This window comes from Hyphomicrobium sp. (assembly GCF_020852195.1).
In the GTDB taxonomy this organism is placed as follows: Bacteria; Pseudomonadota; Alphaproteobacteria; order Rhizobiales; family Hyphomicrobiaceae; genus Hyphomicrobium_C.
In genome coordinates this window covers 25,528-45,704 of record NZ_JADZBI010000154.1, presented here as the reverse complement: position 1 = coordinate 45,704, position 20,177 = coordinate 25,528, and the positions used below count along the sequence as shown (strand labels likewise).

Annotated in this window: 26 protein-coding genes; 10 read left to right on the top strand and 16 right to left on the bottom strand. The window is 65.8% G+C overall.

All coding sequences use genetic code 11. The features are described from left to right. The first annotated feature begins 10 nt into the window (after nucleotides 1-10). Nucleotides 11-406 (top strand): hypothetical protein, encoded by a 396-nt coding sequence (locus IT540_RS13260; protein WP_291178597.1) that lies wholly within the window; start codon nucleotides 11-13, stop codon nucleotides 404-406. 136 nt (nucleotides 407-542) lie between these two features. Here the strand turns inward: IT540_RS13260 and IT540_RS13255 are convergent, their stop codons facing one another. Beyond that, the gene (locus tag IT540_RS13255; RefSeq protein ID WP_291178594.1) at nucleotides 543-1,382 is read right to left on the bottom strand and encodes a transglutaminase family protein; all 840 of its coding nucleotides are present in this window, start codon (nucleotides 1,380-1,382) and stop codon (nucleotides 543-545) included. 135 nt (nucleotides 1,383-1,517) lie between these two features. Here IT540_RS13255 and pip point away from each other — a divergent pair, with 135 nt between their 5' ends. Both pip and IT540_RS13245 read left to right on the top strand, forming a co-directional pair. Continuing rightward, nucleotides 1,518-2,474: a prolyl aminopeptidase gene (pip, locus tag IT540_RS13250; RefSeq protein WP_291178591.1), complete on the top strand. Its 957-nt coding sequence runs from the start codon at nucleotides 1,518-1,520 to the stop codon at nucleotides 2,472-2,474. Between the two features lie 17 nt (nucleotides 2,475-2,491). After that, entirely contained in the window at nucleotides 2,492-3,307 is an 816-nt protein-coding gene (locus IT540_RS13245) for a rhodanese-related sulfurtransferase (protein ID WP_291178588.1), read from the top strand. Here the strand turns inward: IT540_RS13245 and IT540_RS13240 are convergent. Together IT540_RS13240 and IT540_RS13235 are read right to left on the bottom strand one after the other, a co-directional pair. Then, nucleotides 3,287-3,604: a multidrug efflux SMR transporter gene (locus IT540_RS13240; protein WP_291178585.1), complete on the bottom strand. Its 318-nt coding sequence runs from the start codon at nucleotides 3,602-3,604 to the stop codon at nucleotides 3,287-3,289. The genes IT540_RS13245 and IT540_RS13240 overlap by 21 nt on opposite strands. Before the next feature lie 21 nt (nucleotides 3,605-3,625). Then, nucleotides 3,626-3,772: a hypothetical protein gene (locus tag IT540_RS13235; RefSeq protein ID WP_291178582.1), complete on the bottom strand. Its 147-nt coding sequence runs from the start codon at nucleotides 3,770-3,772 to the stop codon at nucleotides 3,626-3,628. 104 nt (nucleotides 3,773-3,876) lie between these two features. Between IT540_RS13235 and gcvA the strand changes: the two genes are divergently transcribed. Next, a complete protein-coding gene (gene gcvA, locus IT540_RS13230) occupies nucleotides 3,877-4,824 on the top strand; it encodes a transcriptional regulator GcvA (protein ID WP_291178579.1) in 948 nt (315 codons plus the stop codon). A 12-nt stretch (nucleotides 4,825-4,836) separates the two neighbouring features. Here the strand turns inward: gcvA and IT540_RS13225 are convergent, their stop codons facing one another. From IT540_RS13225 to hslV, 6 genes are all read right to left on the bottom strand, one after another. Next, nucleotides 4,837-5,058, bottom strand: coding sequence for a hypothetical protein (locus IT540_RS13225; protein ID WP_291178576.1), 222 nt, complete (start codon nucleotides 5,056-5,058; stop codon nucleotides 4,837-4,839). 92 nt (nucleotides 5,059-5,150) lie between these two features. Beyond that, on the bottom strand, nucleotides 5,151-6,272 hold the full coding sequence (locus tag IT540_RS13220) for a WD40 repeat domain-containing protein (protein ID WP_291178574.1): 1,122 nt from the start codon (nucleotides 6,270-6,272) through the stop codon (nucleotides 5,151-5,153). Nucleotides 6,273-6,762: 490 nt separating this feature from the next. Next, the gene (gene hslU, locus IT540_RS13215) at nucleotides 6,763-8,076 is read right to left on the bottom strand and encodes an ATP-dependent protease ATPase subunit HslU (protein ID WP_291178571.1); all 1,314 of its coding nucleotides are present in this window, start codon (nucleotides 8,074-8,076) and stop codon (nucleotides 6,763-6,765) included. Nucleotides 8,077-8,086: 10 nt separating this feature from the next. After that, nucleotides 8,087-9,115, bottom strand: a complete 1,029-nt coding sequence (locus IT540_RS13210; RefSeq protein ID WP_291178568.1) for a hypothetical protein — start codon at nucleotides 9,113-9,115, stop codon at nucleotides 8,087-8,089. 28 nt (nucleotides 9,116-9,143) lie between these two features. After that, complete coding sequence (locus tag IT540_RS13205; RefSeq protein WP_291178565.1) at nucleotides 9,144-9,461, bottom strand: multidrug efflux SMR transporter; 318 nt, start codon at nucleotides 9,459-9,461, stop codon at nucleotides 9,144-9,146. Between the two features lie 23 nt (nucleotides 9,462-9,484). Continuing rightward, nucleotides 9,485-10,057, bottom strand: a complete 573-nt coding sequence (gene hslV, locus IT540_RS13200; RefSeq protein WP_291178562.1) for an ATP-dependent protease subunit HslV — start codon at nucleotides 10,055-10,057, stop codon at nucleotides 9,485-9,487. Nucleotides 10,058-10,200: 143 nt separating this feature from the next. On the opposite strand from hslV, the gene hisB reads away from it, so the two are divergent. From hisB to pyrE, 4 genes are all read left to right on the top strand, one after another. Continuing rightward, nucleotides 10,201-10,794, top strand: coding sequence for an imidazoleglycerol-phosphate dehydratase HisB (gene hisB / locus IT540_RS13195; protein ID WP_291178559.1), 594 nt, complete (start codon nucleotides 10,201-10,203; stop codon nucleotides 10,792-10,794). After that, the gene (locus IT540_RS13190) at nucleotides 10,794-11,354 is read left to right on the top strand and encodes a DUF2628 domain-containing protein (protein WP_291178556.1); all 561 of its coding nucleotides are present in this window, start codon (nucleotides 10,794-10,796) and stop codon (nucleotides 11,352-11,354) included. Before hisB ends, IT540_RS13190 begins: the two co-directional genes overlap by 1 nt. 6 nt (nucleotides 11,355-11,360) lie before the next feature. Next, nucleotides 11,361-12,014 carry an imidazole glycerol phosphate synthase subunit HisH gene (hisH, locus tag IT540_RS13185; RefSeq protein ID WP_291178553.1) on the top strand — a complete coding sequence of 218 codons (654 nt, stop codon included), beginning with the start codon at nucleotides 11,361-11,363 and terminating at the stop codon, nucleotides 12,012-12,014. A 97-nt stretch (nucleotides 12,015-12,111) separates the two neighbouring features. After that, nucleotides 12,112-12,669, top strand: a complete 558-nt coding sequence (pyrE, locus tag IT540_RS13180; RefSeq protein WP_291178550.1) for an orotate phosphoribosyltransferase — start codon at nucleotides 12,112-12,114, stop codon at nucleotides 12,667-12,669. Between the two features lie 425 nt (nucleotides 12,670-13,094). On the opposite strand, the gene IT540_RS13175 is transcribed toward pyrE, so the two are convergent. From IT540_RS13175 to IT540_RS13160, 4 genes are all read right to left on the bottom strand, one after another. Next, a complete protein-coding gene (locus tag IT540_RS13175) occupies nucleotides 13,095-13,304 on the bottom strand; it encodes a hypothetical protein (RefSeq protein WP_291178547.1) in 210 nt (69 codons plus the stop codon). A 279-nt stretch (nucleotides 13,305-13,583) separates the two neighbouring features. Beyond that, nucleotides 13,584-13,997 (bottom strand): YciI family protein, encoded by a 414-nt coding sequence (locus tag IT540_RS13170; protein WP_291178544.1) that lies wholly within the window; start codon nucleotides 13,995-13,997, stop codon nucleotides 13,584-13,586. A 239-nt stretch (nucleotides 13,998-14,236) separates the two neighbouring features. Continuing rightward, complete coding sequence (locus tag IT540_RS13165; RefSeq protein WP_291178540.1) at nucleotides 14,237-14,596, bottom strand: hypothetical protein; 360 nt, start codon at nucleotides 14,594-14,596, stop codon at nucleotides 14,237-14,239. Nucleotides 14,597-14,851: 255 nt separating this feature from the next. Beyond that, nucleotides 14,852-15,166, bottom strand: coding sequence for a hypothetical protein (locus tag IT540_RS13160; RefSeq protein WP_291178537.1), 315 nt, complete (start codon nucleotides 15,164-15,166; stop codon nucleotides 14,852-14,854). A 188-nt stretch (nucleotides 15,167-15,354) separates the two neighbouring features. On the opposite strand from IT540_RS13160, the gene hisA reads away from it, so the two are divergent. Then, on the top strand, nucleotides 15,355-16,083 hold the full coding sequence (gene hisA, locus IT540_RS13155) for a 1-(5-phosphoribosyl)-5-[(5-phosphoribosylamino)methylideneamino]imidazole-4-carboxamide isomerase (protein WP_291178534.1): 729 nt from the start codon (nucleotides 15,355-15,357) through the stop codon (nucleotides 16,081-16,083). Nucleotides 16,084-16,092: 9 nt separating this feature from the next. Here hisA and IT540_RS13150 read toward each other — a convergent pair whose 3' ends face one another. Then, a complete protein-coding gene (locus tag IT540_RS13150) occupies nucleotides 16,093-16,368 on the bottom strand; it encodes a hypothetical protein (protein ID WP_291178531.1) in 276 nt (91 codons plus the stop codon). An 82-nt stretch (nucleotides 16,369-16,450) separates the two neighbouring features. Between IT540_RS13150 and hisF the strand changes: the two genes are divergently transcribed. Further along, nucleotides 16,451-17,224 carry an imidazole glycerol phosphate synthase subunit HisF gene (hisF, locus tag IT540_RS13145; protein ID WP_291178528.1) on the top strand — a complete coding sequence of 258 codons (774 nt, stop codon included), beginning with the start codon at nucleotides 16,451-16,453 and terminating at the stop codon, nucleotides 17,222-17,224. A gap of 208 nt (nucleotides 17,225-17,432) precedes the next feature. Here hisF and IT540_RS13140 read toward each other — a convergent pair whose 3' ends face one another. Both IT540_RS13140 and nth read right to left on the bottom strand, forming a co-directional pair. Beyond that, on the bottom strand, nucleotides 17,433-19,247 hold the full coding sequence (locus IT540_RS13140; RefSeq protein ID WP_291178525.1) for an EAL domain-containing protein: 1,815 nt from the start codon (nucleotides 19,245-19,247) through the stop codon (nucleotides 17,433-17,435). Between the two features lie 187 nt (nucleotides 19,248-19,434). After that, entirely contained in the window at nucleotides 19,435-20,166 is a 732-nt protein-coding gene (nth, locus tag IT540_RS13135) for an endonuclease III (RefSeq protein ID WP_366029853.1), read from the bottom strand. Nucleotides 20,167-20,177 lie beyond the last annotated feature (11 nt).

Below are 20,177 nucleotides of genomic sequence, written 5' to 3'. Positions count from 1 at the left end.
GACCCAGGCGATGACCGAGCCCTCCGACGTCATCGCCTGGAAATACGCCAACGCGTTGATCGCCGACGCCGAGCCGAGCGGAGCCGCCAAGGCATTCGGCTTTTGGCTGAACCCGTTCATGAGCGGCATGAAGACCGCCATGGGCGGCCTGTGGGTCGGCGGGCGCGTCGCGCTAACGCGCGAGGCCGTGGTGTTCACGCCCAACGCCGTCAACGTTCTCGCGCACAGTGGCGAAACATCGCGCAAGGCCGATCTGGCACGCATTGTCGAGGTCGTGGATCGCTTCGGCTGGTTCACGCGCATCGTCGACGTGCGCACCGACGACGACGCGACCCTCACGTTCCGCTGCTACGGGGCACCGGCCTTCGCCGAGCAGATCCGCCGCGCCGTCTCAACCATGAGCTGATCCTCGACATATCTGGACTCCGGTCTCCGCCGGAGTGACGTTTAAGTTTGTGCCGATCGGCAACCCCAATTTGCCGTCATCCCGGCGCAGGCCGGGATCCAGACACGTCACCGCATCGCCGCTGAGCGAGACCGGCCTACGCCGCCGGCCGCTCGGGCTGCGCCTTTTCGTCGGCGGCCTCGTCGGTCCAGACCTTGAACGACTTCAGCGTGTGCTGGCCGAAGGTATGGAACAGCGGCACGTCCGTCGCGTCGCGGCCGTGCGCGACCACGATGCGTCCGATGCGGGGCTTGTTGTGGCGCGCGTCGAAGGCGCACCAGCGTCCGCCGAGATAGACCTCGCACCAGGCGCTGAAGTCCATCGGCGCCGGATCGGCCGGAACGCCGATGTCGCCAAGGTAGCCGTTGACGTAGCGCGCAGGGATGTTGAGGCACCGGCAGAGCGCGATGGTGAGATGCGCGAAGTCGCGGCAGACGCCGACGCGCTCCTCGAACGCCTGCGCCGCCGTGCGGGTCGCGCGCGCATGCTGGTAGCCGAACTTCAAACGCTCATGCACGAAATCGACGATGGCCTGCACCCGCCCCCATCCGGGCTTCACGCTCCCGAACTGCTTCCAGGCCATGTCGCTGAGGTGATCCGTCTCGCAATAGCGGCTGCCGAGCAGATAGACGAGGACATCGTTGGGCAGCTCCTGGATCGGAATCTCCGCCAGGCTCTCGTCCAGGAGATCGGGCTTGCCCGAGTCCCGGATCGTTCCGCCGAGCGTCAGCCGGAACTCTCCCTTCGGCGCCACCATGCGCCGGCAGATGTTGCCGAACTGGTCCCGGTAGACCGAGACCGGCACCTCAGGAGCGGTGACGAACGTGCCTTCTCCGACGATGTCGCCGCGGCGGCTGTCGCGAATGTCGAGAAGCGTAATGAGCGGAGTGGACTGGGGAACGAGAATGGAAATGTCGAAGCCATAGTTGATGAGCATGGAACCACCTCTGTAGTGGAGCATAACTCCGGCCTGGGCTGCGTCGTTCCGCTTGATCGGTGCCCGAAAATTAAGCACTTGAATGCAGGAACGGGGTGCCGCACGGTGCCCGTTCTAAAATGGATTGCCGTACCGATGACATTACACGCTTCCACGCGGGAAACGCCGCGTCCCTTCGACGCCATCATGCTCTCGGTCGGCGACGGGCACTGGCTCTACGTGGAGCAGGTCGGCAAGCGCGGTGGCATCCCGGCGCTGTTCCTGCACGGCGGGCCGGGCGGCGGATCGCAGGCGAGCCATCGCTTGCTGTTCGACCCCGAGCGGTTCCACGCGGTCCTGTTCGATCAACGCGGCGCCGGTCGCAGCCATCCCTATCTCTCGACGCACGCCAACACCACGCCGCATCTCGTTGCCGACCTAGAGCAGATCCGTGCGCATTTTGGATTCGAGAGGATGCTGATCGTCGGCGGCTCTTGGGGCTCGACGCTGGCGCTCGCCTATGCCGAGGCCCATCCCGAGCGCGTCTCGGGGCTGGTGCTGCGCGCGGTGTTCCTCGGCTCCGACGCCGAGGTCGATTGGGCCTTCCGCCGCGCGCCGGCCGAACTGCGGCCGGATCTCTATGAGAGCTTCGTCGCCGCACTTTCGGAGTCCGAGCAGGCCGATCCTCTCGCGGCCTACGTCGCCCGCCTGACTAGCACCGATCCGGACATCCGCGATCCCGCGGCGCGCCAGTGGTTCCAGTTCGAGCGCGTGCTGTCGGAGTTTGCCCCGCCTGTTGCCGCACTGCCCGAGACGCTGCCCACTGAAGGGCGCGTTCCCCCGACGCCGATCATCGAAGCCCACTACATCGCAAACCGCTTCTTTCTGCCCCCGGGCGAGCTGCTTGACGGCGCCGGTCGCCTGGGCGCAATTCCGGGCGTGATCGTGCAAGGCCGGTATGATCTGCTGTGCCCGCCGCGCGCGGCCTACGAGCTGGCGAGTCGCTGGCCCGCGAGCCGGCTCGAAATCGTGCCGAGCGCGGGCCACGCCATGACCGAGCCCGGCGTCTTCGAGGCCATGAAGCGCGCGGTCGACCATCTCGCGAGCAAGTAGGGACGCGCCGGGATCCGATGTCCGTCACCGTCACAGCATTCTACAATTTCGTCACGCTTGCGGATCTTCCGACGCTGCGCGCGAGTCTGCTCGCCGCCGCAAGCGAGCACGGCATCAAGGGCACGATCCTCATCGCGCCCGAAGGCATCAACGCCACCATCGCCGGCCCGGACGAAGGCATTCGCCGCATGCTGGCCTGGCTGCGCGCCGATGCCCGCTTTGCCGGCCTCGCGAGCAAGGAGTCGTACGCCGACGAGATTCCGTTCGGCCGACTCAAGGTGAGGATCAAGCGCGAGATCGTGACGCTGCGCCGCCCCGAGGCAGATCCCTCGCAGCAGGTCGGCACCTACGTCAAGCCCGAGCACTGGAACGCGCTCATCGAGGATCCCGACGTGATCGTCATCGACACGCGCAACGCCTACGAGGTCGGCATCGGCACGTTCAAGCGTGCCGTCGATCCCGCGACGCGCGCTTTCAGCGAATTCCCGGATTTCGTCGCAGCAAACCTCGACCCCGCTCGCCACAAGCGCATTGCCATGTTCTGCACCGGCGGCATCCGCTGCGAGAAGGCATCGTCCTATCTCGTTTCGCAGGGCTTTCCCGAGGTCTACCACCTCGAGGGTGGCATCCTGAAATATCTGGAAACGATACCGTCCGAGGAGAGCCTGTGGCAGGGCGAATGCTTCGTCTTCGACGAGCGCGTTGCGCTGGAGCACGGCGTCAAGCCGGGCTCGCACGTCATGTGCCGGCACTGCGGGTATCCGGTCGCGGCCGAAGGCGAGAGCGCGCATGCGCCCCATTGCCCGCGCTGCTCAGTCGGTGACGAGCTTTAAGCCGCCAATCGACGCGATGAGCAAGACGAGGAACGCCATGCGCCAGAATGTGACCGGCTCGCCGAAATAGAGGGCGCCGATCACGACCGTCCCGACCGCGCCGAGACCGCCCCAGACGGCATACGCCGTGCCGAGCGGAATCGTCGCCGTGGATTTCGCCACGCAGTAGAAGCTGATCGTGGCCAGGGCCAGCACGAGCGCCGTCGGCCATGGCTTCGTGAAGCCGTCCGTGTACCGGATGGCGGTGGTGAAGGCGATCTCGAGTCCACCCGCGAGCAGAAGATAGATCCAGCTCAATCTCGTCTCCGTAGTTTCTTGTTACCTGTAGGCCGCCCAGCGGCGATCTTCTTCGCTGATCTCGTCGTTATCGTTGTCGGCATGCCGGAGCGGTTCCGTCTTATGGGGCCGCGTCTCGATGAGCAGTCTTTCGAACACGCGGATGAAGCTTTCGATGGCGAGCAGCATGATGCGCTCCTTTTGGCTTGAGTTGACGGGAGCGTGCGCCTTGCAGCGGCCCCGGGCAAGCGCCGTTGCTTTACATGGCGTGTAAGATTTTGTTACATATCCCCATGGTCCGAAATCTCCCTCCGCTCAATGCTTTGAAGGCGTTCGAAGCTGCCGCCCGTCATGAAAGCTTCACGCTTGCCGCGGCCGAGCTCAACGTCACCCATGCTGCCATCAGCCGGCATATCCGCGAGCTCGAAGGCTGGCTCGGCACGAAGCTGTTCGTGCGCACGGGGCGCGGCGTGGAGCTGACGGAGCGCGGCAAGAGCTACGTCATCGATCTCACGCGCGGCTTGGATCTCATCGCCGCCGCGACAGAGGGCGTGTCGGGTCGTCGCCGCCGGCGTCGCCAGCAGCTTTCCGTCACCGTCGAGCCGTCGTTCGCCGCGCTCTGGCTGGTGCCGCGCCTCGGCCGCTTTACGGAGGCCAATCCCGACATCAGCCTTGTCCTCGACTCCTCCAACCGCCTCGCCGATTTCGGACGCGGCGAGGCCGACGTCGGCGTTCGCTATGGACGTGGCGTCTGGAGCAACGTCGCTGCGGAGAAGCTGACCGGCACCAATCTCACGCTCGTGTGCAGTCCCGCGCTGCTGCGCGAGAGGCATATTCATTTCCCGTCGGACCTGCAGCCCGGCCTGCTGCTGCAGGAGGAGTCACGCCGCTACTGGATGGAATGGCTGACGGCCGCAGGCGTGGCCGATCGCATTGCACCGGAAGGCCCCACACTGGGGCTCCACCTCACGGTGCCCGCCGCCGAGGCTGGGCAAGGGTTCGCCCTCGCAGATGAGATCATTTCCGCCGATGCGCTGGTCGGGGGGCGGCTGGTGCGGCCGTTTACAGTCGCGGTGCGCACCTACGGCTACTATTTCGTGCGCGGCGCCGACCGCAAGGAGACCCGCGCCATGGCCGCGTTCCGCGTCTGGCTCTCGGCCGAGATCGCCCACACGCTGGACGCGGTGGCAAAGGCGACGGTCGCACCGGCGCGCACGCCGCGGCTTCGTCCTGCACATTGAGAAGCAAGCCGCCTACATCCGCGGCCTGTACATCCTGAGCGCGAGCCAAAGTCCCACGACGAGCCCGACCAGTCCACCGATCGGGCCGATGCCGAACACGGCCGTCATGCTGCGCTCGCCTTCGAACTCCGTGAGGCCGAAGGCTTCGCCAAACATCAGCGTTGCCGCCGCAGCGACCACCCATCCGATGACAGCGCCGGCAAGTCCGGAGAGAACGGTGACAAGAGCCTTCACGCAGCATCCATGAGAGAGAGGCGCGATCCGAGCCGACCGCGGCGCGATCATATCCGTAACTGCAAGCGTCCCGCCAGATCCCGGCGCGATCCCTATTTTTCCGCGCTCTCCACGGGCGGCAGCGGCCACACTTTCACCAGCCCGTCGAAGGAGCTGGTGAGCACGTGGCGGAGGTCGGGGCTGAACTCGGCGGTGTCGACCTCCTTGGTATGCTCGGCGAGCACACCGATCGACGCCCCCGTCACCGCATCCCACACCCGCGCAGTCTTGTCGTGCGCGGCGGTCACCACGAGCCGTCCGTCGCGGCTGAAATGCGCGACCGAGAGGATGCGCCTGTGCCCGCCTTCGAGCGTGACCAGCAGAGCGCCCGTCTCCGCGTCCCAGATCTTGGCGAGCTTGTCGGCGGCTCCGGTGATGACACGCTTGCCGTCGGGACTGAAGGCGACGCGCAGGATCGCGCGCATATGCCCGCCCGCGATGGTGAGCAGCTCCTTGCCCGTCTTGCTGTCCCAGATCTTCGCCGTCTTGTCCGTCGAGCCCGTGATGATGCGGGCGCCGTCGGCGCTGAACGCCGCGTAGCTCACCATGCCGGTGTGACCCTTGAGCACGTGAAGCGGCGCGCCGGTCTTCCCGTCCCACACGCGCGCGGTCTCGTCGCTGGAGGCGGTGAGAACGAGGCTCGAGTCCGGGCTGAACACGCCCCACGTCATGTAGGCTTCGTGCCCAACGAGGTCCGCGATCGGCGCACCCGTCTTGCCGTCCCACAGCTTGCCGGTCTTGTCGTGGGGCACAGTGACGATGCGGCTGCCGTCGGGGCTGAACTCGGCATGGTCGACCATCAGCTCGTGCCCGCCGAGCACCGCGATCTGTTTGCCCGTCGCGGCGTCCCAGAGCCGCGCGGTCGCATCGCGCGAGGCCGTGACGATCAGGCTGGAATCGGCATTGTAGGCGGCGTGGCGAACCGCCTCATCGTGCCCCGAGAGCTTGAGCAGCTCCTTGCCCGTCTTCGCATCCCACCCCCGCGCCGTTCGATCGGCCGAGGCCGTGAGGATGCGCGTCCCGTCGGTGCTGTATGTGGCGGACCACACGTCGGCGTCGTGGTCCGAGATGGTGAGAGCCGAGGCGATCTTGGCATCGTCGGAGGCCGCCGCGCCGAGCGCCATGGCAATGGACAGGGCCACCGCGCCGAAGGCGGTGCCGGGAAATCGAGCCATCCTGCGCCTCTCCTCGCTTATGTTTTATTATATCGTAACTTTTAATCGCTGCACGGAGACGGGCAAGAAGATTTGAAACCTAGGGACGGATGAAAACGCAGCGAAGGCGGGAACTTTGCCCTCAAAGCGCCCCTCACCGGCGCAGCGTCACGGCCAAGCCATGCTTCGCATGGACCGCTGTGTGACTTTCCCTCATCGGGGAGAGCCGTGCCGCGCTCCCCTCTCCCGTTGGGAATTGTTGCAGACAGGTTCTCTTGGAGTATGTGGATTCCACCATTTCCACGTCGGGCAAGCGGAGACTTGCGTAGGTCCCGACCTGCGTCGGGATGACGTTGAGGGGAGGCACGAGGTATCCACGTAACAAACGTCATCCCGGCGCAGGCCGGGATCCACGCAAGCATCCAAAAAAAAAGCCACGCCGGCAGGATCCTCGTGCCACTCCGCAACTCAGAACGGGTCTGCTCAGGTGGGGGCGCCGAGCGAGCGCCGGTCAAAGGATAAACTTCGACAGATCCGCGTTCTTCGCGAGCTCTCCGACACGGCTCGTGACGTAGGCCGCATCGATGGTCACCGTCTCGCCGTTGCGGTCCGACGCCTCGAACGAGATCTCGTCGAGCACGCGTTCCATCACCGTCTGCAGCCTCCGTGCGCCGATGTTCTCGACCGTCGAGTTGACGAGTACGGCCGTGTCCGCCAGCGCGTCGATGGCGTCTTCGGTGAAGGCGAGCATCAGGCCCTCGGTCGCCATCAGCGCCGTGTACTGCTTGATGAGGCTCGCCTCGGGCTCCGTCAGGATGCGGCGGAAATCCTCGCGCGAGAGCGCCGTGAGCTCGACGCGGATCGGCAGCCGCCCCTGCAACTCCGGCAAAAGGTCCGCGGGCTTCGCCACATGGAACGCACCCGAGGCGATGAACAGCACGTGGTCCGTCTTCACCGGCCCATACTTGGTCGAGACGCTGGTGCCCTCGATCAGCGGCAGCAGGTCGCGCTGCACGCCTTCGCGCGAGACCTCGGCACCGGAACGTCCCGTCTCGCCGCGTGAGCAGATCTTGTCGATCTCATCGAGGAACACGATGCCGTTGTTCTCCACCGCGCGGATCGCTTCGCTCGTGATCTGCTCGTGGTCGATCAGCTTGTCGCTCTCCTCCGCGATCAGCAGGTTGTGGCTATCCTTGACCGTGACGCGCCGTGGCTTGGTGCGCCCGCCCATCATCTTCCCGAATAGGTCGCCGATATTGATGGCGCCGACCGAGCTGCCCGGCATGCCGGGAATGTCCAGCATCGGCAGGCTCGCGCCAGTTTCGGCGACCTGGACCTCGATGATCTTGTCGTTGAGCTCGTTGGCGCGCAGCCGCTTGCGGAACGTCTCGCGCGTGCCGGGCGAGGCCGTGGGACCTACGAGCGCATCGAGCACGCGCTCCTCCGCGTTCTTCTCGGCCTGCGCGCGCACCTCCTTGCGTTTGGCTTCCCGCATCAACGCCAGCCCGACCTCGACCAGGTCGCGGATGATGCTCTCCACGTCGCGCCCGACGTAGCCGACCTCGGTGAACTTGGTGGCCTCGACCTTGAGGAACGGCGCTCCGGCGAGCTTAGCGAGGCGGCGCGCAATCTCCGTTTTGCCGACGCCGGTGGGGCCGATCATGAGGATGTTCTTGGGCAGCACCTCGTCCTTGAGCGATCCCTCGATCTGCTGGCGCCGCCAGCGATTGCGGAGCGCGATGGCGACGGCGCGCTTGGCGTCACCCTGCCCGACGATATAGCGGTCGAGCTCCGAGACGATTTCGCGCGGCGAGAATGTGGTCATGGGTGATCCGTCAGGTGGGCGGAGGAACGAGTTGGCGCAAGGGGCCGAGCGGAAGCAGCGGCAGCAGCACCCTGCGCAGCGACCGCCATCCGGCGGACAGACTGAGGACCAGGGTCGCGAGGCCGAGCAGTGTCAGCGACGCCCCCAGATCCTTCTCGACGCTTTGCGAAAGAAGGTAGCCGATGGCCACGCCGGCGTAGATCAATCCGGAAACGAGCAGCGCACGCCGATCGATGGTCACCGCGATGAGGCCGAGCAGCACGAAAATACCGAGCACCGCCAGCGCCTGCCCCGTGCCCATGCCGTCGGGCGTGCCGACGAGAAGCGGGATCGCGCCGTGCACGATCATGGGCGCAGCCACGAGATGCAGCCAGAACGCGATGTCGGACCGGCGCGTTCGCCGCGCGATATCGCTCGCATCGACACGCAACGCGGCGAGGAAGACGCCGAGCCCAAGCGCTGCGAACAGCGCGGGCCGATTGTGCTCCATCCACCCTGGGGCGGCGAGCGAGACCCCGTCCGCGACCGCATAGACGAGGCCCACCGCCGCGATGGCCCAGTTGATCGGCACGCGAAAGCGCCGCTCGTGCGCGATAGCCCCGAGCGCGGCACCGAGGGCCGCAAACAGGAAGGAGAGATTGGGCCACGTGAGATCGGCGAGCGATGCGGCGGCGAACGCCGCGCCGCCGGCGAACATCACGGCGAGCGCGACCGACGGCAGCGCGAGCCGCATGCGACGCGAGAAGACCTCGGAGAGCCCCCACGCCGAGATCATGGCCAGCACCGCGAACCCGGGCCGGAGCTCGAACACGCTAGCGAGCGCGAACAGCGCCGCGACCAGCAGCGCGACACCGATGGTCACGAACACGTCGTTGAAGCCGCCGATCAGCCGGAACTTCTCGTCGTCCGCATCGGCCGCCGTATCGTCGGGCGCCGCGCCGGTGGGGCTGCCATCCGCGAAGGCGCGCAGCCGCCGGGCCTGCTCGGCCGTGAGGATGCCTTGCGCAACGGCCGCCTCGATTTGCTCGTCCCGGATCATCCTGCCTCTGCGATCATGCGCGCACCGCCTACTCCGTGACGAGCTTGAGCCCCGCGATGGAGATGATGAGCGTCGACAGGAACACCATGCGCCAAAGCGTCACCGGCTCGTCGAAGTAGAGAATTCCGATAGCAACCGTGCCGATCGCGCCGATCCCGCCCCAGGCGGCATATGCGGTCCCAAGCGGGATCAGCTCGGACGCCTTGGCGACGAAATAGATGCTGATTGCCGCGAGCAGGAGCACAAGCAGGCTTGGCCAGATCTTGGTGAAGCCGTTCGTGAAGCGCATCGCGGTCGTGAACGCGATCTCGAACGCGCCGGCAAGCATCAGGAAGACCCAGGCCATGAGAGCTCCTTGGGAAGGCGTCGCTATTTCGACGACGGCAGGCTTTCGAGGACGAGATTGGTGTTGGTGTAGACGCAGATCTCGCCCGCGATCGCCATCGCGCGCCGCGCGATCGCCTCGGCGTCGAGCGGCTGGTCGAGCAGGGCCCGCGCCGCCGCCAGCGCATACATTCCACCGGAGCCGATGCCCATCACGTGATGCTCGGGCTCGAGCACGTCACCGGTGCCGGTGAGCACCAGCGTGATGTCGGCGTCCGCCACGATCATCATCGCCTCGAGCCGCCGCAGGAACCTGTCGGTCCGCCAGTCCTTGGCAAGTTCCACGGCCGCCCGCATGAGCTGCCCCGGATATTGCTCGAGCTTGGCCTCGAGGCGCTCGAACAGGGTGAACGCATCAGCGGTTGCACCCGCAAATCCGGCGATAACGCCGCCTTTACCGAGCTGGCGCACCTTGCGGGCGTTGGCCTTGATGATGGTGGCCCCGAGGCTCACCTGCCCGTCGCCGGCAATCACCACGCGCCCGTCCTTGCGCACGGTTAGGATGGTCGTTGCGTGCCAGGCGGCGCCGTCGGTAGAGCTGTGCGGGGTGTTTGCCATAAATCCTGTGCCAAGGAAGCGGGGGCGCGGCCCCGGATGCGCCGTAGGCGCTCTGGAACCGGGTCCCCGAAGCTGATAAACGCTGGGGTTCGTTAAGGCAACAACGGCAGGTTGCCCCGCCCTCCTGCCCAACGAGGATACCCGTGAAGCGGCAAGCCACCATCGCCCGCAGGACAAAGGAAACGCAGATCACCGCCACGGTCGATCTCGACGGTACCGGCGTCTCCGACATTTCGACCGGCGTCGGCTTCCTGGATCATATGCTGGAGCAGCTCGCGCGCCACGGCCTCTTCGACATCAAGCTCGAGGCCAAGGGCGACCTGCACATCGACTTCCATCATACAGCGGAGGACGTGGGCATCGTGCTCGGCCAGGCGGTGGCGAAGGCGCTCGGCGACAAGCAGGGCATCACGCGCTACGCGGACGTGCTCTTGCCTATGGACGAGGCGCTGACGCGCGTCGCCATCGACGTTTCCGGCCGCCCGTACCTGATCTGGAAGGTCACCTTCTCGCGCCCCAAGATCGGCGATATGGACACGGAGCTTTTCCGCGAGTGGTTCCAGGCGTTCGCGCAGAATGCCGGCATCACGCTGCACGTCGAGAACCTATACGGCGAGAACAACCACCACATCGCCGAGACCTGCTATAAGGGCCTCGCGCGCGCGCTTCGCGGAGCCGTCGCGCTGGATCCGCGGCAGGTGGGCCGCGTTCCCTCCACGAAGGGAATGCTGGCCTGATGTTGCGATGGCTCTCCAATGGAATGGCGCGCGTGTCGGCGTTCACGGTTCACGAGCCGCCCAAGGCCGGAGGCACGAGGCTGGATCGAGCGGAAAGGCTTCTTTTCGTCGGCGACGGCTTCTCCTGGCTGGTAGTGCTGTTCGGTCCGCTTTATTTTCTCGCGCGAGGCGAATGGCTTGCGCTTGCAGCCTACACTGCTGCGGCCGTCGTCCTGGCGTCGATCCTGTCGCTGGCCGGCGTCGGGAGCGGCTGGTCCGGCTGGATCTTTTTCCTGCTCAACGTCGTCGCGGGCTTCGAGGCTAACGAGCTGAAACGCTGGTCGCTCGGCCGCGCCGGCTGGCAGGAGATCGCCGTCGTCAGCGGCCGCGGCCGTGAGGAAGCCGAGCGCCGCTTCTTCGAGGCCTGGCTGCCGTCCGTTGAGACGGAGACGGCAGGGACTATCCGCGCCATGGGCGGGTCTTTTGCCGCCATCGACGAGGGCAGCGCGACATCGCGCGTCGAAGGTGCCGTACGCCGGCTCTCCGAACGCCTTCGCAGCAAGTTCGCGATCAAGACCTGAGCCCTCATGCAGCGCGTCGTCATCATCGATTACGGCTCCGGGAACCTTCACTCGGCCGCCAAGGCGTTCGAGCGCGCCTCACGGGAGGCGGAAGCGGAGGCCGAGATCGTCGTCAGCGCCAGAGCGGAGGACGTGCGCACAGCCGACCGCGTGGTGCTGCCCGGCGTCGGCGCCTTCGCCGACTGCAAGCGCGGCCTCGAGGCCGTGCCGGGCATGCGCGCGGCGCTGGAGGAGGCCGTGCACGCGCGCGGCCGCCCGTTCCTCTGCATCTGCGTCGGCATGCAGCTCCTTGCGACCCGCGGCCTCGAGTTCGAGGTGACCGACGGCCTCGGCTGGATCGAGGGCGAGGTGCGCGCGATCAAGCCGGCCGACCCCACACTCAAGATTCCGCACATGGGCTGGAACACGCTTGACGTACGTAACCCGCATCCGCTGCTCGCCGGCATCCCGACCGGCCCGAGCGGGCTGCACGCCTACTTCGTGCCCTCCTACCACTTCGTCGCCAAGGACCGCGCTGTCGTCGTGGCCGAGACCGACTACGGCGGCCCGGTGACGGCCATCATTGCGAAGGGCAACGTCGCCGGCACCCAGTTCCACCCTGAGAAGAGCCAGGCCCTAGGCCTCGCCTTCATCGCCAACTTCCTGAAGTGGGCGCCGTAATCCCGCTCCCCTTAAGAACGGGGAGAGGGGAACAGTAGGTGGACGCGTCGCCATGCGCCGTCTATGAGCATTCCCGACGCAACTTCGGACCTCGCCCATGACAAATGCCACCGACGCTCGCGCGCGCCTCTTTGAGATCGTCAAAACGAAGTCCTTCGTGCGCGGCCATGTCGTGCTCGCCTCCGGCAAGGAGAGCGATCATTACTTCGACATGAAACCCACGATGTTCGATCCCGAGGGCGCAGACCTGCTCGCAGAGCTGATCTATGCGGAGATCGCCGAGACCGACGCCGACATCGTCGGCGGCCTCGAGATGGGCGCCGTGCCGCTGATCACGCCGATCTCGATTCTGAGCCGCCACGCCGGCCGCCCGCTGCCGGGCTTCTTCGTGCGCAAGACGGTGAAGGACCACGGCACCAAGAAGCTGGTCGAAGGGCTCTCAGACGTTAAAGGCAGGCGCGTTGCCATCGTCGAGGACGTGACCACCACCGGCGGCTCGGCCATGAAGGCGGTTGAGGCGCTGAAGGCAGCCGGCGCCACGATCGCGCTCGTGATCTCGATCCTCGACCGCGAGGAAGGTGCCGAGAAACTCTACGCCGAAGCCGGCATCCCCTTCGCCTCCCTGTTCAAGGCCAGCGAGTTCCTGAGCGCATAGTGTCCGCATACTCCTCCCGCTTCGAGGGGGCCGGACCTAGGTGGGGTGTCGGCGCGGCGGCCGCAGCCGCCCACGATCCTCGCGACAGTGGCAAAGCGACCACCGCGCGAACGGCCTGACTCTGCTATGATTCCCGCCGAATCACCGGGGGACTCGCATGTCGGGGCAATGCCGACTCGTCATCATCCGCTGGCAGGACAGCCGCCAACCGTGCGGCCAGTGGCGCTATCTGTCCGCGCTGCCCGAGCCGAAAGCGGTCGAGGTGGCGTCCGTGGGATGGCTCTTGAAGGACACCGCCGAGGTCAAGGTCCTCGCCCAGAACATCGGCGATCTGGGGCACCCTGAGAATGCCCAGGCGAGTGGGATCATGACGATACCCACTCGCTGCGTTCTCTCGATTGAGACACTTACAGAAGAGACCGGACCTACCGTCTTTGCTGGTCCGACTGGTTTTGCTGACCGCTCCGCTGATTCTGCGGGTTCTGCTGGCCCTGCTGCTGCCGATTGCGATCGGACTGGTTCAGAACCGATGCCGCAAGAGCTTGAATCTCTTCCGGCGTAACGGATTTCGGGTTCTGTTGGGCGCGTTGTGCGATGGCTGCGACCTGAGCCGACGTTTTCTCATTGGATGCCATAGGGAAGAACTCCTCTACTTGACCAAACGAGCCGCGCCTCGAGTCTGATCGTTCGCGATGCAGGCAGAAGCGCGCACATCGCAAAAGGTGATCGGACTCGCAACGAACAAAGAGCACGATCGCACCCGAGATCAATCCAACGAGCGTGGTCGTGCTCGTGCGCGGCAAGGCATCTAGCGCGCGAGTGAGTTGCGGCTTCAAGTTAAAGCGATCGCGCGCTTTGCTTATCCACAAGTTTGCTCGAAGTATGCGAAAGACTGCCTAAGTCCTAGGCAGCTATCACGTTCCTTTCACGTCGACTTCCATCTCGCGGAAGCGGTCGATCTCCTCGCCCTCGCCCAGCTCCTCGAGCTCGAACATCCGCCGGAGCTCGATCTCGCAGTCGGTGTAGTGCGGCTGCGGGAACCGCTGGAACCAGTGGAGCGCCTCCTCGGTCGATTTCACCTTGATCATGGTGTAGCCGGCGATGACCTCCTTGGTCTCCGCGAACGGCCCGTCGATCAGCGTGCGCTTGCCGTCGGAGTAGTGCAGCCGATAGCCCTTGGACGTGGGATGGAGTCCGTTGCCGTCCACGAGCACGCCGGCCTTGGCCAGCTCCTCGTGATAGTCCGCCATCGCCTTCAGCATGTCCTCGCCCGGCATGAGCCCCGCTTCCGAGTCCGCCGAGGCCTTGACCAAAATCATGTAGCGCATGGGGTACCTCCCTGGATCTGGCGTTGCGTCGTGCCGCGCCACCGGAACGACGAACGACGGACGGCAAAGCCGACACTTTTTATTTGCGAGCTACGAAACGGCCGGACCGCATCTCCGGCAACAAAAAAAGGGAGGCTCGAAAGCCTCCCTTTCTCAATGAGCAACGCCTGGCGCGGGGGATGGGGGGAGCACCGGAGTTGGCTCGACGCCGAACGCAACTAACGCAACAGAAAAGAGGCTCAGCACGCTTCCGCGAACGGCAACTCCGGCTCGTCGCTCACGGGCTTCGCAATCGGGAAGGCGATGATGTTGGTGTCGCCGTTGATCTCGACGCCGGCCTGGCGCTGCTTGAACCAGCGGATCGAGGTGTTGGTCAGGATCGCCTCGTCCTTGACGCGCTGGATGAGCAGCCCGTCCTCGGAATCGAGGATGCGCGTCAGCTTGGCCTCCAGCGCCTCCTCGCTCTCTTCCGAGCGCACGTACCAGGTCTGCTCGAGCGGGCGTGCCCAGCTATGGCCGGCGGCCATGATCGCCTGGGCGACGACGTGCTTGATGAGGTGCGGCTTGGCGAGGTCGTACGAGATGAGATAGGTGCGCATGGGGCTCTCCGTGGGCGAGAAGAGTGGGGGGACGCGGTGAGAACGTAGAGGGAACGTGGCATGAGTCGCTCACCACGTCTAGAGTCCGTTCGAATTTTGTTCTCTTGAGGGTCGGGGCGCGGTCAGACCGTGACGGAGGTTGCGGGCACAAGCCCCACTATAGCCGCCAAACGGACCGCGAGCGAACTAAAACATGCAAGCAAAATCAATGCAATAAGTCATATTGCTGCATGTAGGAAAGAAGGCCCGCAACCCCTAGTCGAAGAGGCGCAATTGGTCCGGATGGGCAGCCTTGGAGACGCGCACGTGGGGTCCCGGGTCGATCCGGTCTGCAAGCCCCGGATATTGAGCAAGGAAGAGGTCAAGGGCCTTGGCGCGGCTGCCCGGAAACCGCTCCTCCTGCCAGATCTCGTAGAGCCGGCGCGGATCGCAGCCGTAGCGCAGGATCAGGTCGCGCGGGCGGATCCTGAGCCAGCGCGCGATCCAGATGTCGATGGCGTCCGCCTCCGTCAGCGCGGGGCGCGCCAGGGCGGTACGGAACGGCGGTGGGGTGAGATATGCGGCCTGCATATGTTATGACACGGACTTGACGCTCGACGACAAACTCTATTGATCGGGCAAGACCATAGCAATCTGATGGCGGATGCGCGCCGCCGGGACCGTGACTGCTTCGAGCCGCGCCGGCCGCAAGCCTGCATCATCGGTCACATGAAAAAGCTGTAGCAGGAAAGCTGTAGCGGGACTGACGAGGGACCCGAGTGATCTTATTTCCGGCCATCGATCTGAAGGACGGCAAGTGCGTCCGTCTGCAGCTCGGGGACATGAACGCGGCCACCGTCTTCAACGAGGATCCGGCCGCCCAGGCCCAGGCGTTCGAGCGGCAGGGCTTCAAGTATCTGCACATCGTCGATCTGAACGGCGCCTTCGCCGGCAAGCCGGTCAACGCGGCCGCCGTGGAGGCCATCCTGAAGGCCATCACCATGCCGGCCCAGCTCGGCGGCGGCATCCGTGACATCGCCACCATCGAGACCTGGCTCGCACGCGGGATCCGCCGCGTGATCCTGGGCACGGCGGCCGTGCGCGATCCCACACTCGTCCGCGAGGCCTGCCGGAACTTCCCCGGCCGCATCGCCGTCGGCATCGACGCCAAGGGCGGCCGCGTAGCGGTCGAGGGCTGGGCCGAGACCTCCGAGCTCACCGCCATCGATCTCGCCGACCGCTTCGAGGACGCCGGCGTTGCTGCCATCGTCTACACCGACATTGAGCGCGACGGCGTCTTGAAGGGCCTGAACCTCCCAGCCACCGCCGAGCTGGCGCGCGCGACGAGCATCCCCGTCGTAGCCTCGGGCGGCCTCGCCTCCATCGAGGACGTCAAGGCGCTCCTGCGCCCCGAGTACGCGCTGCTGGAAGGCGCCATCACCGGCCGCGCGCTCTATGATGGCCGCCTCGATCCCAAGGAGGCGCTGGCCTTGCTGTCGGCGGCGTGAAGGACGGGGCTAGTCCCCGCCGCCACCGCCACCGTCTCCTCCTCCGTCGGAACCGCCGCCATTGTCGCCGTCGCAGGCGTGCTTGCCCTTGCCGCTCCCGGACCAGCCGCCGTCCGACGGCGCTCCATAGGCCGCATAGGCCCCGCCATCCTGACGAGCATTCGCATCCTGCCCGCGCTGCCATGAGCCCCGGCGCGTCCGCCTTCGCATCAGGAGAAGGGCGGCGACGAAAAGCCCGAGCGCGAGAGGAAGCAGCCACGCGGGAAACGGATCGAGAGAGCTCATGCGCAAGGGCTCCGTTCTTGTGGCATTCCGCCGGAATATGCTACCGGGCGGAGCAGACGGCAAACGTTGTCGTGCGAGACCCATGCTGAAAACCCGCATCATCCCCTGCCTCGACGTCAAGGACGGGCGCGTCGTCAAGGGCGTCAACTTCGTCGATCTCGTCGATGCCGGCGATCCGGTCGAGGCCGCCGCCGCCTATGACGCCGCCGGTGCCGACGAACTGTGCTTCCTCGACATCACCGCCTCGCACGAGGACCGCGACGTCATCTTCGACGTCGTTGAGCGCACGGCCGAGCGCTGCTTCATGCCGCTCACCGTCGGCGGCGGCGTGCGCGCCGTGGACGACATCCGCAAGCTGCTCGAGGCCGGCGCCGACAAGGTGTCGATCAACACCGCGGCCGTCGCCAACCGCCAGTTCGTCAAGGAGGCGTCGGAGAAGTTCGGCGCCCAGTGCATCGTCGTCGCCATCGACGCCAAGCGCGTCTCTGCCGAAGGCGAGCCGCTCCGCTGGGAGATCTTCACCCACGGCGGGCGCAAGCCGACCGGCATCGACGCGATCGAATATGCGCGCGAGGTGGTGGCGCTCGGCGCGGGCGAGATCCTGCTCACCTCCATGGATCGCGACGGCACGAAGGCCGGCTTCGACATCGAGCTGACGCGCGCCATCTCGGATGCGGTGCCGGTTCCCGTCATCGCCTCGGGCGGTGTCGGCACGCTCGACCACTTGGTCGAGGGCGTGAGGGACGGACACGCGAGCGCCGTGCTCGCGGCCTCGATCTTCCACTTCGGCACTCACACCATCGGGGAAGCGAAGCAGCACATGGCCGCGGCCGGCATCGCCGTGCGCGTCGCCTGACTGCGCGTTTCTTGCTGTCGCACGAGGGTCGTGCCTGCGTGACATTTGTGGACGCTGGCGTGGATCCCGACCTCCGTCGGGATGACGTCGCGTGTGGCACGTCATCCCGGCGAAGGCCGGGACCCACGCCAGTTTCAGCGCATGCGACGCCGGCAGGAAACGTGCGACGGGTCCCCTTACCTCTGCCCGAGACTTGAGGATGGAGCGATCAGGAAGCGGAAAGGCCGGCGGAGGATACATGCGCCAACCGGCTGACGCAGGCGGCCACGGCGGCCTCGACCTCGACCGCAGGCACCGGCTGGCTGAAATAGAAGCCCTGCATCTCCTGGCATCCGGCGACGGTCACGCCCTCGAGCTGCTCGAGTTCCTCGACGCCCTCGGCCACCGGCCCGATGCCGAGCGTCCTCGCAAGTCCGGTGACCGCGCCCACGATGGCCATGCAGTCCCGCCGGTCCGCCATCTCGTTGATGAACGACTGATCGATCTTGATCTTGTCGAAGGCGAAGTTGCGCAGATAGTTGAGCGAGGCAAAGCCGGTGCCGAAGTCGTCCAGCACCAGCCGCACGCCGAGCGCCCTGAGCCGCCCCAGCGTTTCGATCGTGCGCGCCTCGCATTTGAGGAGCGCGGTCTCGGTGATCTCGACCTCGAGCCTCTCCGCGTCGAGCCCGGAGGCATCGAGCGCGCGTTGCACGCTGATCGCAAGATCGCTCTGGTCGAACTGTACGGCCGAGAGATTGACGGCGACCTTGATGTCGGAGCGCCACCCGGCGGCATCATGGCAGGCCTGATGCAGGGCCCATTCGCCCATCGGCAGGATCAGTCCGGAGGTCTCGGCGATCGGAATGAACGTGGACGGCGGCACCATTCCGAGGCTCGGGTGTTGCCAGCGCATGAGCGCCTCGCACGCCGTCACCGTCCCGGCCTTCACGTCGACGATCGGCTGATAGTGAAGCCCGAGCTGCCGGTTCTTGAGGGCGTCTCTGAGTGCGCTCCTGAGCTCCATGCGCTCGAGCGCGACCGCTTCGTCCTCCGTCCTGTAGACGTAGGACCTGCCGCGGCCGCAGGTCTTCATACGGTAGAGCGCCATATCGGCTTTTCTGAGCAGGGTGTCGGAATCGACGCCGTGATCCGGAGCGATCGCGATACCGATGCTGGCGCCGATCGCGGCGTTCGAGCCGAGCACGCGATAGGGCGCGTTGAGCGTCTTGACGAGGCGTTCCGCGAGACGCGCCGCGTCTTCCGGCCCGCTGATGCCCCGCTGGATGATCGCGAACTCGTCTCCGCCCACGCGGCCGACGGCGTCGTTCTCGCGCAACGTGGCCAGCATGCGCTTGGCGACGGCCTTGAGAACGGCATCGCCGGCGGCATGGCCGAGCGTGTCGTTCACCTGCTTAAAATAATCGAGATCCACGAGATGTACGGCGAGCTTCTCGTGAGACCCCAGGCACTGCAGCGCCTCCTCGAGCCGCTCGCGCAAATGGAAGCGGTTGGGGATCTCTGTCAGCGGGCAATGCCGGGCAAGCCACGTGATGCGCTCGCGAGCGAGCGTCGCCTCTGTCACGTCCTCCTGGATGTCGACCCAGCCGCCGTCCTCCAGCGGCTGAACGGTGACGAGGATGATGCGGCCGTCGGGGAGATTGTGCGTATGGGTGAAGATCTTTCCATACTGCAACTCCGCCGCGTGCTCCGTCACCCAAAGCTGCTGGCGCCTCAGATCCTCGGCGGTGTTGGCTGAGCCGTCCTTCGCTGCCTGATAGGCGATGATGCGCGAGAAAGGGGTGCCTGGCTCCGTGAGCTCGTCCGGCAGCCCATAGATTTCCCGGTAGAGCCCGTTGCAGATGATGAGACGGCCCTCGGCATCGAACATCGAAAGCCCGCGTGCGATGTTGTTGAGGGCGACCTCGAAGCGCGTGTTGAGCGTTGCCAGCTTGCGCGCGTGCTCGATGAGCTTCTGCGCATCAAGGCTCGCGGCTGCTTCGATCAAAGCGGCGGACGTCGCATCCACAAGCTGAGGGCAAGCCATTCGAGTGCCAACTCCAGGGAGGAAATAAATGCGTGTCTGCAAGTCATGCTGGCGGCAGTCCGCCAACCGTTAGAGGAGAGTGGTAAGGAGGGAATTAATCTGTCGGCCGACCGAGTAAACGATCTTAAGCGTGGTTGACGCGAGCTTAAGAGCGGCGCTCAATTGATCTGCTTACGCATCTATTGCGCTAGAGCGTCTTGTCCGGAAAGCGGCAGATATCGCGGATGAGGCAGGCTGGGCACGCGGGGCGTCGTGCCTTACACACATAGCGTCCGTGCAGGATGAGCCAGTGATGCGCATGAAGACCGTATTCGGGCGGAACCTTTGCGAGGAGATCCGCTTCCACCGCGAGCGGCGTCTTACCCTCCGATAGTCCTATACGGTTGGACACACGCAGCACGTGCGTATCGACCGCCATGGTCGGCGCGCCGAAGGCGATGTTCATGACCACGTTGGCGGTCTTGCGCCCGACGCCGGGCAGCGTCTCGAGCGCATCGCGGTCCGCGGGGATCTCCCCGCCGAACTCCCGGATCAGCTTCTCGCTGAGCAGGATCACGTTCTTGGCTTTGGCGCGGTAGAGCCCGATGGACTTGATGTGCTCGCGCAGTGCGTCCTCGCCGAGCGCGAGCATCTTTTGCGGCGTATCCACTTTCCGGAACAGCGCTCGCGTCGCCTTGTTCACGCCCGCGTCCGTGGCCTGCGCCGAGAGCACGACGGCGACCAGAAGCGTGAACGGGTTGGTATGCTCGAGCTCGCCCTTTGGCTCCGGGTTCGCCGCCGCGAACCGCCTGAAAATCTCCTGGATTTCAGCGGACGAAAGGCCGCGCCGCCGTGCGCCGCCCCGAGTGGCGCGGGGGGCATGGGAACGGGGCGCCGGCAGGGCGGCGGAACGTTCATCAGCGGATAGGCGCTTTGACAAGACGGATCCCG